Source organism: Ectothiorhodospira sp. 9100 (assembly GCF_022227565.1).
Classification (GTDB): Bacteria; Pseudomonadota; Gammaproteobacteria; order Ectothiorhodospirales; family Ectothiorhodospiraceae; genus Ectothiorhodospira; species Ectothiorhodospira marina.
Map to the genome: position 1 here is coordinate 25,318 of NZ_JAJNAN010000004.1, position 14,858 is coordinate 40,175.

Here is a 14,858-nt window from a genome sequence, read left to right on the forward strand (position 1 = left end):
AAGCTTTGCAGACGCGGCACTTATGGTTCGTATCGGCAACCACCACCAAGGACTTTAGGCATCACGGCCAATCTCTTGAAAATGACCCGCCTGCCACTCATTCTCGCAGCCCTGATGCTCGCGCCCTTGCCGACCATGGCGCTGGAACTCCAGGGGGGTGGCCATGCCCATCGCACGCATGATCTGCTGGCACTCGCAAACACCCACGATCCCGGTTCGAACAGAGAGATGGCACAGGTACTGGCCGAAGCACGGGCCCGCCTGGATGCCGGCAAGCCAATGGAAGCCCTTCGCCAATTACCCTGGCACCTTGAAGCCCTACCAGACGAGCTGCGCGCTCAGGCGCTGGACATTCAGGCAGCCAGTGAAGCGGCTCTGGGCCGGACGATGGACGCCATCAAGACCTGGCACATTCTTTACACGGCCAGGATCAGTCCCGAGCATTCCGCACACGCGCGCCGATCCATACAGACCATGCTTCGGGGCCTCCCCCCGGGGGATATCAGGGCACTGAAACAGCGTGCCCGAAACCCCGCAACCCTGCACTGGCTGAATGATGCCCAACCCGACGCCGATCGTCCCGAGCGGGATTTTCGGAGATTGACCAGCCCTGGGAGCGTAAAGGAGCTTCCTCAAGGTGTCTATCCGGAACACGTTGCCGTCATCCTGCCGCTATCCGGTCGCTATGGGAACCTGGCCGAGGCTGTATTAAGGGGTGTGAAGGCATCCCACAGGGACGTGGCCTCGTCTCAGCGTCCGCAACTCAGCATTTACGACATGGGCGAGCCCCCGGAATCCGCCTGGCAGAAATACCAGGAAGCTGTCGAAGCTGGCGCAGAAATCATCATTGGCCCCCTCACCCGGGAAGCCGCGGCGCAATTCACTGAGCGACCCTCGCTGCCTGTACCGCTGCTCTTGCTCAATCAGCCGGGAGACGACTTCACGAGCACACCGCAGGTCATCCAGTTTGCCCTCAAACCTGAACACGAAACTGCCCAGGTGGCCCACCTGGCCTATACCCGGGGTCACCGACGTGCCGCAATCATGGCCCCGCAGTCGTCGCTGGGAGACCGCCTGGCAAGTGCCTTCAACCATCAGTTCACGCAGCAGGGCGGGCGCGTGATCTCCGTCCAGCACTATGCCCCGGAAGCCACGGATTTTCAGGTCCTGCTGCGCAGGATCCTGGCTCGGAACGTGGACATGCTGTTTCTGGTCGCAAGTCCGGAGCAAGCCAGGATGATCCAGCCCCAACTGCGTTACCTGCATGCCGGTCATCTACCGGTCTACGCCACATCCCATCTTTTTGAGGTCCAGAACCGGCATGAACAGGATCCGGATCTGGAGGGCATCATCTTTCCGGAGATGCCGGCACTGCTCAGCCGGCAAGGCGCCCAAAGAAATCACAGGCGGTTACTTCATGACAATCCGACATGGCCCCACCTTGTCGCCATGGGCATTGATGCCTTTACCCTGATCCCTGAACTTGACCGCCTGCAGCGCGATCCACAGGCCACCCACACGGGGTTGACGGGTCACCTGCGCCTGGATTCACAGGGACGCCTGATACGGGAATTCGACTGGGCCCATTTCCGCAACGGGCGGCCTGCTCCCCTGCAGGCGCACCGGGACGGCCCATGATCCTTGGTGGGTGAGCCCCCATGTGTCTTATACTCGGGCAAAAATACGGCCGAGTGCCCAAACAAAAACCACAAGGAGATCCCATGGATCATACCCTCACCACCGCCACCTGGTTCTGGCTACTGGTACCGATGTTGCTGTTGGTGCTGTTTTCGCTGGTGAGCCTGATGTTGCACAGCCTGCGGGGAGCCCGGTGATGAGCACGGAAGTGGATGTGAATTTTGCCCTGCTGGCGACCCTGGTTGCCTACCTGATTCTCATGGTTCTGGTGGGGATGCTGGCCTACCGGGTCACCACCAACCTGTCCGACTACATCCTGGGTGGGCGGCGCCTGGGGGCTGGCACGGCCGCCCTGTCTGCCGGGGCCTCGGACATGAGCGGCTGGCTGCTGCTGGGCCTGCCTGGCGCGGTATATGCCGCGGGCATGAACCAGATCTGGATCGCCGTGGGCCTGACCATCGGCGCCTATCTCAACTGGCAGTTCGTGGCTGACCGTCTGAGACGACTCACCTGGGCGGCGCGGGACTCCATCACCATTCCGGCCTATTTCGAAAACCGCTTTCGAGACGATACCTCAGCCCTGCGGGTGGTTTCGGCACTGGTGATCCTGGTATTTTTCACGTTTTACACCTCCGCGGGCTTGGTGGCGGCGGGCACCCTGTTCGAGGGCACCTTCGACATGGATTACCGCCTGGCACTGGCGGTGGGTGCGGCTGTCATCCTGGTGTACACCCTGCTGGGAGGATTCCTGGCGGTCAGCTGGACCGATTTCATCCAGGGCATCCTGATGTTCCTGGCCCTGATCCTGGTGCCTGTCATCACCGTCATGAACCTGGGCGGCTGGACCGAAACCACCCGGATGGTCGGTGAACTGGAGCCCGGGGCCCTGGATGCCTTCCATGACATGACGTTGTTCGGGATCATCTCCCTGATGGCCTGGGGGCTGGGTTATTTCGGTCAGCCACATGTACTCACCCGCTTCATGGCCATCCACAATCCCCGGGATATCCCCCTGGCACGCTTCATCGGCGTGACCTGGATGGTGGTAGCGCTGTTCGGCGCCATCTTCACCGGGTTTGCCGGCATGGCCTTCTTTGGCGAAACGGGCCTGGATAATCCCGAGACCGTGTTCATTCTCCTCATCCAGACCCTGTTCAACCCCTGGGTGGCGGGCTGTCTCATTGCGGCTGTCCTGGCAGCCATCATGAGCACCATCGACTCCCAGTTGCTGGTGTCCTCGTCAGCGCTTTCGGAAGACTTCTACAAACGCTTTTTCCGCCCTCAGGCCAGTGACACCGAATTGGTGTGGATCGGACGTGGCACGGTGCTGGGTATCGGCGTGCTGGCCACCCTGCTGGCCCTGAACCCGGAAGCCGCCGTGCTGGACCTGGTGGCCTATGCCTGGGCCGGTTTCGGCGCCGCCTTCGGTCCGGTGATCATCCTCTCGGTTTTCTGGCGTGGCATGAACCGCAATGGCGCCCTGGCCGGGATTGTGACCGGCGCGCTGACAGTGCTGATTTGGGATCGCTTCGAAGGGGGTCTGTTCGATATGTACGAGATCCTGCCTGGCTTCATTCTGGCGTCCCTGGCCATCATCCTGTTCAGCCGCGTGGGTAAGGGGCCCACGGAGGACATGCTGAGGGAGTTTGACCAGGTTCAGGCTGAGATGCGGCGGCGATGATCCGATGACCCAGGCCAAGACCGCAGGAAGCCCGTTCTCCCGGATCGCCCGGGGATTGACCGCACTACTGGCCACCCTGGCCATTGCAGTGGCCCTTTGGCAGCTCATGTCGGCGCCCCAGGGCCTGGAAATAACCCATGAACGGGTGGAGGGGGTGCCCATCACCGTGTTCAATCCGGTGACCACCGAGCCGCGACCGGTGGCGGTCATCGCCCATGGTTTTACCGGTTCCCGGCAGATGATGCAGCCCCTGGCCATCACCCTGGCCCGCCAAGGCTATCTGGCCATCACCCTGGACTTCCCAGGCCATGGGGCCAACCCCAAACCCTTTGTGCCGGATATCATGGACCTGGAACGGCGCCGCCAATTGCTGGGCGGTGCCCTGGAACATGTCGTGGACCATGCCCGCGCGCATCCCGCCAGCGATGGCCGTATCACCTTGATGGGACATTCCATGGCGGGCGACATCATGCTGAACCATGGCCAGCAACACCCCGGCCAGGTGCGCTCCATGGTGTTGATATCCCCGTTCATTGCCGAAGACACCCGCATGGAGGGGCTGGACAACCTGCTGTTCATTTTCGGGGAACTGGAGCCTGCGGCCTTGCGGGAACCGGCCCTGCCCGCTTTTGAACCTCACGATACAGCCCAGGTACAGCCCGGCATGACCTATGGTGACTTCACCCAGGGCCATGCCCGCCGCCTGGTCATCGCCGAGGGGGCCGAGCACATGGGAATCATCCACGCCCGGCAAACCTTACTGGAGGCCCTGGCCTGGATGGAGGGCGTGGATCCCTCCGAGTTGGATGCGCCCTTTGTGGATGCCAGAGGCCCCTGGCTGGGTCTGTTGTTTCTGGGCATCATTGCCCTGGCCTGGCCCCTGATGCGCGCCCTGCCCCGCGTTACCGATCCGCCGCGAGGTTCGGATATGCCATGGCGGCCACTCTGGCCGGTGGCGGTTGTCCCAGCGGTGCTCACCCCCCTGTTGCTCTGGCAAGTACCGCTGGGGGGGCTGCCGCTGCTGCTGTCTGATTACCTGACCATGCACTTCGCGGTATATGGGCTACTCACCTGGATGGGGCTCTGGCTGCTGCAGCGCCGTCGCGGCAATGTCTTCGGTCCCTTCCCGGGCCGCACGGCATGGGGCGCTCTTCTCGTGGCGGTATGCCTGGCCACAACTTACGGCACCCTGGCCGTGGGGCTGCCCATCCATGCCTTCGTCACCGGTTATCTGCCCATCCCCGAACGCCTGGTGTGGTTACCGGTGATCTTCCTGGGCACGCTGCTGTTCTTCAGTGCCGATGAGTGGCTCACTCGGGGAGAAACCGGCACGACGGGTGCCTATTTCTTCACCAAGATGCTTTTCCTGCTTTCCTTGGTCGGGGCCGTGGGCCTGCGTCTCGAGGAACTGTTCTTCCTGATCATCATCTTCCCGGCCATCGCCGTCTTCCTGCTGGTCTACGGCCTGCTGGCCCGCTGGACATTCACGGCAACCGGTCATCCCCTGGTGGGCGCCATCGCCGTGGCCTTTTCCCTGGCCTGGGGCATGAGCGTCACCTTTCCCCTGGTAGGGGACTGACCCCAGTGGCCTGTCCCCTGTCACATCACACTGAACGCCAGCTCCACAGGGAGTTCCTTGATGCATAAGCGAATCGTCACACTGACCTTGAACCCGGCCGTGGATTCCTCATGCACGGCCGACAAGGTGAAAGCCATTCACAAGGTGCGTACCACCAATGAGCGCTATGACCCTGGCGGCGGTGGCATCAACGTGGCACGCGTGCTCAACGAGTTGGGGGCCGGTAGCTTCGCCGTCTACCTGGCAGGTGGACGGCCAGGGGATGTACTGGATGAACTCATCACACAGGCAGGTGTGATGTCCCATCGGGTACATATTCTGGAATCCACACGGATGAGCCACGTGGTGTTCGAGGAGAGTTCGGGACAGGAGTTTCGCTTCACGCCCGAGGGACCGCAGATCCGGCGCAGCGAATGGCAGGCGGCCCTGGACTTCATCGAAATGCTGGATTTTGACTATGTGGTGGCCAGCGGCAGCCTGCCCCGAGGCGTGCCCGAGGATGTTTACGCCCGACTTGCCGTGTCCGTGAAGCGTCGTGGCGGTCGGCTGATCCTGGACACGTCGGGGCCCGCCCTGGCGGCGGCCCTGGAGGAAGGGGTATACATGGCCAAACCCAGCCGCGGTGAATTCGCGGGCCTGGTGGGCCGGAACCTGGAGGACCCAAAGGACCTGGAAGAGGCCGCGCAGGAGCAGGTGGCCGCAGGAGGGGCGGAACTACTGGCCATCACCCTGGGGCATGACGGCGCGATGCTGGCCACCCAGGATGGCATCCATCGCCTCGCCACCCCGAAAGTCACGGCCCGCAGCGCCGTCGGCGCTGGCGATAGCTTTGTCGCCGGCATGGCTTTTGGTCTTTCCCGAGGAGAGGATGTCCGGCGCGCCTTCGCCCTGGGTGTGGCCGCAGGTACCGCGACCGTGCTGACATCCGGCACGGAGTTGTGCCATCAATCGGATATCGAACATTTCTGGAAACTGCTGCTCACCAGTGAATGACTGAACCGACCGGTAAAAGGTTTGCGTCTATGCCAACTCTTCCACCAGACCGTCCAGTGACTGCACATCCAGGGCCAGGTAGTCGGCCAGCAGATCCTGCGTGGTCTCCCAGTCCGCATAGGTCATGCGTGCCGGGTCAACAGCAGCGGTCGCCCGAAGCGCGAGCTTGAGCATGACCAGCAGATCAGGCGCATCCGGGTGCAGCGTCACCAACCTGTCCAGACGCGCCACCTGGTATTGATGGGCCGTTGCCTGGATAACGCTTGTCGGCGCACGCCACCGCTGAGTGATCAGCGCACCCAGACGATCGTGACTGACCCCATAACGTCGCTGTTCTTCGTGAACGCTGGACTGCCAACCACTCAAATCTGCCTGGCGCTCCACCGTTTCGTAGGCCTCGCCCAACACGCTACGCAATGCCGGTACCCCAACCAGATGAAACAGCCCCAGAAGGTAGGCATCATCCACCAGATCCGGACGCTTCAACAATCGCGCCGCCCCACCACAGGCTTCCGCCAAGGTGACGCTGGACTTCCAGAACTCGTGCATCCGCGGCAAGTGAGACAAGGCGTTACGCAGGGCCACGGTGCGTGCCACCGAATAGACCCGCTTGAGCCCCAGTAGCATGACAGCCTCGCGAATGGAACCGATCTCGCGGCGGCGGCGAAACAATGGAGAGTTCACCACCAGCAGGATGCCCCCGGAGATGCTGACATCCTCCGAGACCAGTCTGGCTACCCGGGCCAGGTCCCCATGCTCATTGTCCGTCTCGGCCGCGATGGCGCGCAGCACGGTGGGCTGGGATGGGATCATGAGTTGCCCCATCATCCGTTCTTCCTCTTGGGACATAACCAGATCAGCCATGATGATGCATCCTTTAGCCCGGGCGGACACCCGTAGCGCGTGGCTTGCTGTAAGGCACAATCGATGAAGTCATTATTGTCGGCGCCAGAACTTTGCGGCGCAACAAAGGGGGGTATCCGTCGATCCCGACACGCCCTTATTCGTCAAAAAACCGACGCAGATCACCTGAAGAGCGGGCCTGCTGGCTCGGCACGAAAAATGCTTATTTTACTGACATGAGCACCGCCCATGAACAATTTCGGCAAGAACAAGCCCATGAGCAGGCTCAAGGCCACCTGGTTCGTGAGCAGAGCCTGATCACTTCCTGTGCCCTGGACGTGATTCAGACCGTCGCCCAGCAACGGGGACGCCCCCTGCAACCCCGGGACCGCATGGCCCTCAAGCTGCTTACCCCCCGCAATGCCGCACTGATGGTCAAGGGAGACAAAAAACACTTGGGTTGCCGGCAAGTGAGCTTCGAGATCCTGACCGATGATCCGGGTCTGGGCAGCTATCGGCTGGTACCGGTCGGCGTACACGTGCTCAACCCAAAAACCCAATGGTGGAGCGACGAATACGGCATCGGTCGTTTCCTGTGGAACCTCTATCTGGGCGAAGAACCGGTGGACGGCATGCATCGCATCCTGGAACGCCTGTTCAAGCTGCCTGGCCAGGATCTGGGGCCCGCACAGACCCACTTGGAAGTGCTGGGTCAGGAGCACGACATTCAAGCCAGCGTGCGCCCGGACCTGGATCTTTACATCCGTCGTCACAAGGGCAGCATCGAAACCTCCCTGCGCCGTCTGCATCGATCCGGCGGTCTTCGCCGGGCCTCGGAACTGGGCCTGGACACCCAGGGACAAGGCCGACTGGCGCTGGTATTTGGCAAGAGCCGGCGCTACGCGGTCAGTTTCGCCGTCGAGAGGGCTTGAACCCAGCGGTCACAAGGGGGCATCATCCCACGCGTCCCCAAGCGCTCCGTCCGCTTCCTTCTTTCACCCATCCAGATTCCTGAATCGAGACCTATGAGCAAAGTCCTGATCATCGGCGCCGGCGGCGTCGGCAGTGTCGTCACCCACAAGTGCGCCCAGCATCCCGAAGTCTTCTCGGAGATCTGCCTGGCCAGCCGCAATGAAACCAAGTGCCGGGATATCGCCGCCAAGCTGGATCGGCCCATCCAGACCGCCCAGGTGGACGCGGATGATGTGGATGCCCTGGTACGCCTGATCGAATCCTTCAAGCCGGATCTACTGATCCACGTGGCCCTGCCCTATCAGGACCTCACCATCATGGAGGCCTGCCTGAAGACCGGCGTGCCCTACCTGGATACGGCCAATTACGAGCACCCGGACGAGGCCAAGTTCGAATACAAGGAACAGTGGGCCTTCCAGGACCGCTATGAAAAGGCCGGCCTCATGGCCACCCTGGGTTGCGGTTTCGACCCCGGCATGACCAACATCTACTGCGCCTGGGGCCAGAAGAACCTCTTCGACGAGATCCACCAGATCGACATCCTGGACGCCAATGGCGGCGACCATGGTTATCCCTTTGCCACCAACTTCAACCCGGAGATCAACATCCGTGAGGTCACGGCCAATGGTCGTTACTGGGAGAATGGTGAGTGGAAGGAGATCCCACCCCTGTCGGAGAAGCGGGCCTTTGATTTTGACGAGATTGGTCCCAAGGACATCTATCTGCTGTACCACGAGGAACTGGAATCCCTGGTACAGAACATCCGCGGGCTCAAGCGGATCCGTTTCTGGATGACCTTCTCCCAGCAGTACCTCACGCACCTGAAGGTACTGGAGAACGTGGGCATGACAGGCATCGAACCGGTCATGTACGAAGGCAAGGAAGTGATCCCGCTGCAGTTCCTCAAATCCGTGCTGCCCGACCCGGCCTCCCTGGGGCCGCGCACCAAGGGCAAGACCAACATCGGCGTCATCCTGGACGGCATCAAGGATGGCAAGCGCCGCAAGGTGCACATCTACAACATCTGTGATCACGAGGCCTGTTATCGGGAGGTCCAGTCCCAGGCGGTGTCCTACACCACGGGCGTGCCCGCCGTCACCGGGGCCATGCTCATGCTGCAGGGCATCTGGAAGGGGGCTGGCGTATTCAACGTGGAACAGATGGACCCCGCCCCCTTCATGGAGCGCATCGGCGACATGGGCCTGCCCTGGCAGATGAAGGAACTGGATCCCGACGCGGATCCGCTGGCTTGAGCCGCGCGATCGAGGTCATGGACCACCCGTTCGATATTCAGGCCTGCCCCACGCCAGCCTTTGTGGTGGATGATGCCCTGCTGATCCGCAACCTGGAGCTGCTGCGGCAGGTCCAGGAGGACAGCGGGGCCCGCATTCTCCTGGCCCTCAAGGGCTTCGCCATGTGGGACACCTTCCCCCTGATCCGCCAGTACCTGGTGGGCACCACCGCCAGCGGCCAGGATGAGGCGCGGCTGGGCGCGGAAACCTTTGGCGGCGAGGTGCACTGCTTCTCGCCGGCCTTCTCCGACAGCGAGATGGAGGTGGTGCTCCAGTACGCCGACCACATCAGCTTCAACTCCCCCGGGCAGTGGTTGCACCACCGGGAGCGTGTTGCGGCCCACCCCCGGACCATCTCCTGTGGCCTGCGGGTCAATCCCGAACATTCGGAAGGCACCGTGGCGCTGTATGACCCCTGCACACCGGGATCACGCCTGGGCACCCGAGTCCGGGATCTGGAAGGGGTGGATCTCACCGGCCTGGAAGGATTGCATTTTCACACCCTGTGCGAACAGAACAGCGATGCGCTGGAGCGCACCCTGGGGGCCTTCGAGGCCCGCTTCGGGCAATATCTGCCCGGTCTCAAGTGGGTGAACTTCGGCGGGGGGCACCACATCACCCGGCCCGATTACGATATCGAGCGCCTGATCAAACTGGTACGCAGCTTTCGGGAGCGTCACAACGGCATCCCGGTATACCTGGAGCCTGGCGAGGCCATCGCCCTGAACACCGGCTATCTGGTGACCACGGTGCTGGACATCATTGACAATGAAGGCCCCATTGCCATTCTGGACACCTCCGCCACGGCCCACATGCCGGACGTACTGGAAATGCCCTACCGACCCGACATCATCGGCGCCGGCATGCCCGAGGAAAAGGCCCACACCTACCGCCTGGGCGGTCTCACCTGCCTGGCGGGAGACATGATCGGGGCCTATTCCTTCGACCGCCCGCTGAAGATCGGCGACCGCCTGGTGTTCACCGACATGGCCCACTACTCCATGGTGAAGACCAACACCTTCAACGGCATGCGCCTGCCGGCCATCTGCCGGGTGGACGCCAACACGCGGAAGGTGCGGGTGGTCAAGCGCTTCGGCTACGAGGCCTACAAGGAACGTTTGAGTTAACAGCAATCTGCAAGGCACGCAGGTCACCCCGCCCCTTCCCCCATGCCTCGGAGAGGGGGCGGGCCCAAACCCCGCACGAGCCGGCCGGACTCAGGCCGCTGGCGTCTCCTGCTCGATGCCCTCCAGACGATCCTCCAACTCCTCTCCGGCGCGCCGCAGGGCTTCCAGGGTCTCATCATCCGGCTGCCAGTAGTTGCGATCCGAGGCCTCCAGGAGGCGGTTGGCCATCTTCGCGGAAGCCGTTGGGTTGAGCTGTGCCAGGCGCTCGCGCATCTCCGGATCCAGCACGAAGGTCTCGGACAGTTTCTGGTACACCCAGGGCTGAACCTGGCCCGTGGTGGCCGACCAACCCATGGTATTGGTGATATGCACCTCGATCTGGCGCACTCCCTCGTACCCGTGCTTGAGGGCCCCCTCGTACCACTTGGGATTGAGCATTCGGGTGCGGGTCTCGAGAGAGACCTGCTCGGAGAGTGTGCGCACCGTGCCATCACCCTTGGTCTGGTCGCCGATATACACGGGGGCGTCCTGGCCTCCGCGGGCCTGGCGAACAGCTCGGCTGATGCCACCCAGGGTATCGAAGTAGTTATCGATGGTGGTCACGCCCAACTCCACCGAATCCAGGTTCTGGTAAGTGAGTTGCACATCCTTGAGCATGCTCTTGAGCAGGGTGTCCTGCTTCATGGGCCGGCCGCTGCGGCCATAGGCAAAGCCCTTGCGCTGGGTATAGGTGTTGGCCAACTCATCCTCGTCATCCCAGCGACCATTCTCCACCAGGTTATTGACGTTGGAACCATAGGCCCCGTCCGCATTGCCATACACGCGCAACGCGGCCGTCTCCAGATCACAGCCGTGCTCCTTCATGTATTCCAGGGTGTGGGCACGCACGAAGTTCTGTTCCGGCGGCTCGTCTGCCGACGCGGCCAGGAAGGTGGCCTCGGCCAGCAGCTTGATCTGCAGCGGCAGCAGATCCCGGAAGATGCCGGACAGGGTGATGAGCACGTCCACCCGCGGGCGCCCCAGCTCCTCCAGCGGAATCAGCGTGGCACCAGCCAGGCGGCCGTAGTTATCGAAGCGGGGTTTGGCGCCCAGCAGACCCAGGACCTGACCGATCTGGCTGCCCTCGGTCTTGAGGTTGTCACTGCCCCACAGCACCATCGCCACGGATTCGGGCAGGCCGTTGCCATCCTCCACATGGCGGGCCAGCAGGCGTTCAGCCTGCATGGCCCCATCCTTCAACGCAAAAGCGCTGGGGATGCGGAAGGGATCGAAGCCGTGGAGGTTACGACCGGTGGGCAGCACATCGGGCTGTCGCATTACGTCCCCACCCGGGGCGGGCTTGATGAAGCGACCGTCCAGGGCCTTGAGGATACCCTCCAGTTCCGTATCCCGGGACATGAGCTCATTGGAGCGGGCCAGCTGCTCGAACTGCTCGCGGCGCTCGTCGTCATTCTGGAACCCGGCCTCCTGAAGGGCATTGTCCACCGAGCCGGTTTTCACCAGGGTTTCCACCACTGAGCGCTCCAGGCGGGTGTCCTGAGAGGCCTCAGCCATGGCGACCAGCATATCGATACGCTCGTCCTCGCTCAGAGGAGTGCCCACCACATGCAAACCGTAGGGGATCAGGGTGTACTCCAGCTCCAGGATCTCCTCGCCCAGCTTGCGTACCCTTTCCTCGGCCTCGCCACCGGGCACGTCCCAGAGGGGCTCGGGCCTGGCCAGTTCCAGCTCGGCGGCCTGGGACTGGATCAGTTCGGCCAGTTCACCACGCTCATGCTCCTGAGAAGGCTCGAGACCGCGCCAGCGATCAATGGAGCTCTTCAGGTCCAGCAACCCACGATACAGCCCCGCATGGGACACCGGCGGCGTCAGGTAGCTGATCAGGGTGGCCCCGGAGCGTCGCTTGGCAATGGCACCCTCGGAGGGGTTATTGGAGGCATACAGGTACATGTTCGGGATATCGCCAATGAGGCGATCGGGCCAGCAGGCTCCAGACATGCCCACCTGCTTGCCCGGCATGAACTCCAGTGCCCCGTGGGTGCCAAAATGCAGCACCGCATGGGCCTTGAAGTCCTCGCGCAGGTAACGATAGAAGGCGGAGAAGGCATGGGTGGGGGCAAAGCCGCGCTCAAACAGCAGACGCATGGGATCGCCCTCGTAGCCGAATGAGGGCTGCACCATCACCAGCACATTGCCAAACTGCCGGCCCAGCACAAAGATGGAACTGCCGTTGGTCAGCACCTTTCCCGGTGCCGGACCCCACTGACCCTCGATCTGCTTGAGCCAGCGCTCACGGCGCACATGATCCTCGGCGGGAATCATGGTGTGTACGTTGGCATCGGCGCCGTACTGATCCTTGTTGCCGTTGATGATGCTGTCCCGCAATTCATCCACGCTGTCGGGCACCTCCACCTGATACCCCTCTTCCTTCATCGTCTTCAGGGTGTTGAGCAGCGACTCAAACACCCCCAGGTAGGCGGCGGTACCGGTGTTACCGGCATTGGGCGGATAGTTGAACAGGACGATGGCCACCTTGCGCTGGGCCCGCTCGGCGCGCCGCAACTCCACCAGACGCCGGACGCGGGATACCAGCATGCCGGTACGCTCCGGACACGTGAACATGTCCTGGGTGTTCTCGGAATCGGTGAACTTGCAATGGCGTTCGCAACCGGCGCAGATGGCGCCTTCCGGGCCTGGGCGTCCGCCGTACACCATGGGGGCGATGCAGCCGTCCAGCTCCGGAATGGCCACCATGATGGTGCTCTCCACGGGCAGCAGGCCACGCTCAGAGTTGCCCCATTGATCCAGGGTCTGGAATTCCACCGGATGGGCGGCGATATAGGGCACATCCAGCCTGGAGAGGATTTCCTGCGCGGCATTGGCATCGTTGTAGGCCGGGCCACCCACCAGGGAGAATCCGGTCAGGGAGACCACGGCATCCACCGTGGGACGACCGTCCTCCATGAAGAATGCCTCAATGGCGGGACGTGAATCCAGGCCCGAGGCAAATGCAGGCACCACCTGCAGGCCGGCCTCCTCCAGACCCCGGATCACCGGGTCGTAATGCCCAGAATTACCCGCCAGCACATAGGAGCGCAGCAGCAGCACCCCCACGCGACCCTGCGCACCGCGTCCGGACACCTTGCCCGGCAGATCCTGCAAGCGATCTGAAAGACGCTTTTTCATGTCCGGATGGTATACACCCACCTCGGGATATTCGGCGGGTGAAGCGATGGTCAGCTTGCCTCGCACACCGCGACGCGGGCCATCCGCATAGCGATCCACCAGGAAGCGGATCATGTTGGCCATGTTCTCTTCCGAGCCGCCCAGCCAGTACTGCAGGGTGATGAAATAGGCGCGCACATCCTGGGCCGTACCCGGGATGAATCGCAGCAACTGCGGAATCCGGCGCAGCATCTTCATCTGCTGAGCGCCCGCGCTGGCCTTGGAATCGCCTTCCTTTTTGCCCCGCAGCCGTTTGAGCAACGACATGGGTCCGCTGCTCGGCTTGGACATGTCAAAGCTGCCCATGCGGGTCAGCTTGGTCACATCTCCGGCCGACATGGCACACACCATGGCGTCGCAGTCATCGCGTCGGGCCTGCAGATCCGGCAGGATCTGCTGAAATTGATCCTCCAGGAACAGCATGGTGGTGATGATGATATCGGCCTGGGCCACATCGGCCTTGCACTGCTCCAGGGCCTCTTCATCGGCAGCCCACTCGGAAGCGGCATGAAGCGAGAAGTGCAACCCGGGCAACTCATGCTTGAGTTCGGCGCGGGCCCGGTCGGCGGCGCTGGCCAAGTGGGTGTCCATGGTCACGATCACCACCCGTATGGGGGTCTGATCAACTGCTGACGAGGGCTTGGATGCCATAGATTCAGGTGCCTGTCGACTTGGGTTTTTTCGGGCGCGGATCTGGATTCACCCTTGGGATGCGTGTCAAATTAGATCGACCCGCGGCGGGTGTCAACCAAGGTGGACATCCGGCTCGCGCATCCGGGCACTGATCGTGCTTCAAGCCCCGGAGACTCCCCACCCAATTCCAACCGCCGTAGCCGCACATTATAGTGTGCCGCGGCCTGGAGGTAAGTCTTGAAAGGATTGACCCGCACATTTCTCGCCGGCCTGGCTGCCATCCTGCCGATCGTCGTCACCGTCACGCTGGTGCTCTGGCTGAGTAACACCCTGGAGCAGGTGCTGGGCGCCATTCTCAAGGCCGTGTTGCCGGATGTACTTTACTTCCCCGGCATGGGCCTGCTCATCGGCATCCTGCTGATCTTCGCGCTGGGGGTGTTGCTCCGGGTTTATCTGGTACAGGGGGTCTTCCATTGGTTGGAAAGCTGGATGGAGCGCATCCCGGTGGTCAAGACCATTCATGGTGTGGTGCGGGACGTGACCCAGCTATTTTCCGGGGAGATTCATGAGCGCTTTGGCGAGGCGGTGCTCGTCACGCTGCCGGGCTTGGAATTTCGCCTGGTGGGGTTCGTGACCCGCAGTGATTTCGAGGGCCTGCCAGACAATCTGGGCACCCAGAGCACTGTTGCGGTCTATCTACCCATGAGCTACCAGATCGGTGGTTATACACTGATGCTGCCCCGCGACCGGGTGGAGCCGTTGAATCTGTCGCTGGAGGATGCCATGCGCTACACCCTCACAGCGGGCGTTTCCGCGCGACGTGAGGACTGACCGCTGGTCTGGCAATGGGCGGACCCTCTGGTCCGCCCAGGCTC

At 62.4% G+C, this 14,858-nt stretch carries 10 protein-coding genes; 8 read left to right on the forward strand and 2 right to left on the reverse strand.

Going from position 1 to position 14,858, the window contains the following annotated elements:
* Positions 1-81 precede the first annotated feature (81 nt).
* From LPW29_RS02365 to LPW29_RS02380, 4 genes are all read left to right on the forward strand, one after another.
* Positions 82-1,638, forward strand: coding sequence for a penicillin-binding protein activator (locus LPW29_RS02365; protein ID WP_238626732.1), 1,557 nt, complete (start codon positions 82-84; stop codon positions 1,636-1,638).
* A 196-nt stretch (positions 1,639-1,834) separates the two neighbouring features.
* Complete coding sequence (gene putP, locus LPW29_RS02370) at positions 1,835-3,319, forward strand: sodium/proline symporter PutP (RefSeq protein ID WP_255705399.1); 1,485 nt, start codon at positions 1,835-1,837, stop codon at positions 3,317-3,319.
* Between the two features lie 4 nt (positions 3,320-3,323).
* Positions 3,324-4,898, forward strand: coding sequence for an alpha/beta hydrolase (locus tag LPW29_RS02375; RefSeq protein WP_238626646.1), 1,575 nt, complete (start codon positions 3,324-3,326; stop codon positions 4,896-4,898).
* 60 nt (positions 4,899-4,958) lie between these two features.
* Positions 4,959-5,891 carry a 1-phosphofructokinase family hexose kinase gene (locus LPW29_RS02380; protein ID WP_090253792.1) on the forward strand — a complete coding sequence of 311 codons (933 nt, stop codon included), beginning with the start codon at positions 4,959-4,961 and terminating at the stop codon, positions 5,889-5,891.
* A gap of 27 nt (positions 5,892-5,918) precedes the next feature.
* Here the strand turns inward: LPW29_RS02380 and LPW29_RS02385 are convergent, their stop codons facing one another.
* A complete protein-coding gene (locus LPW29_RS02385) occupies positions 5,919-6,755 on the reverse strand; it encodes an HDOD domain-containing protein (RefSeq protein WP_090253793.1) in 837 nt (278 codons plus the stop codon).
* Between the two features lie 215 nt (positions 6,756-6,970).
* On the opposite strand from LPW29_RS02385, the gene LPW29_RS02390 reads away from it, so the two are divergent.
* The 3 genes from LPW29_RS02390 (at position 6,971) to nspC (ending at position 10,125) form a co-directional block, all read left to right on the forward strand.
* Entirely contained in the window at positions 6,971-7,666 is a 696-nt protein-coding gene (locus LPW29_RS02390; RefSeq protein ID WP_238626647.1) for a hypothetical protein, read from the forward strand.
* A 93-nt stretch (positions 7,667-7,759) separates the two neighbouring features.
* A complete protein-coding gene (locus LPW29_RS02395; RefSeq protein ID WP_238626648.1) occupies positions 7,760-8,959 on the forward strand; it encodes a saccharopine dehydrogenase family protein in 1,200 nt (399 codons plus the stop codon).
* A complete protein-coding gene (gene nspC, locus LPW29_RS02400; RefSeq protein ID WP_238626649.1) occupies positions 8,956-10,125 on the forward strand; it encodes a carboxynorspermidine decarboxylase in 1,170 nt (389 codons plus the stop codon). The genes LPW29_RS02395 and nspC overlap by 4 nt, the downstream gene beginning before the upstream one ends.
* Positions 10,126-10,215: 90 nt before the next feature.
* On the opposite strand, the gene LPW29_RS02405 is transcribed toward nspC, so the two are convergent.
* A complete protein-coding gene (locus tag LPW29_RS02405; protein ID WP_238626650.1) occupies positions 10,216-14,001 on the reverse strand; it encodes a magnesium chelatase subunit H in 3,786 nt (1,261 codons plus the stop codon).
* 219 nt (positions 14,002-14,220) lie between these two features.
* On the opposite strand from LPW29_RS02405, the gene LPW29_RS02410 reads away from it, so the two are divergent.
* Positions 14,221-14,814, forward strand: coding sequence for a DUF502 domain-containing protein (locus LPW29_RS02410; protein WP_238626651.1), 594 nt, complete (start codon positions 14,221-14,223; stop codon positions 14,812-14,814).
* Positions 14,815-14,858 lie beyond the last annotated feature (44 nt).

Coding starts and splice junctions, on each gene's coding strand:
- LPW29_RS02365 (WP_238626732.1), top strand. CDS start 82: ATGACCCGCCTGCCACTCATTCTCGCAGCCCTGATGCTCGCGCCCTTG.
- putP (WP_255705399.1), top strand. CDS start 1,835: ATGAGCACGGAAGTGGATGTGAATTTTGCCCTGCTGGCGACCCTGGTT.
- LPW29_RS02375 (WP_238626646.1), top strand. CDS start 3,324: ATGACCCAGGCCAAGACCGCAGGAAGCCCGTTCTCCCGGATCGCCCGG.
- LPW29_RS02380 (WP_090253792.1), top strand. CDS start 4,959: ATGCATAAGCGAATCGTCACACTGACCTTGAACCCGGCCGTGGATTCC.
- LPW29_RS02385 (WP_090253793.1), bottom strand. CDS start 6,755: ATGGCTGATCTGGTTATGTCCCAAGAGGAAGAACGGATGATGGGGCAA.
- LPW29_RS02390 (WP_238626647.1), top strand. CDS start 6,971: ATGAGCACCGCCCATGAACAATTTCGGCAAGAACAAGCCCATGAGCAG.
- LPW29_RS02395 (WP_238626648.1), top strand. CDS start 7,760: ATGAGCAAAGTCCTGATCATCGGCGCCGGCGGCGTCGGCAGTGTCGTC.
- LPW29_RS02405 (WP_238626650.1), bottom strand. CDS start 14,001: ATGGCATCCAAGCCCTCGTCAGCAGTTGATCAGACCCCCATACGGGTG.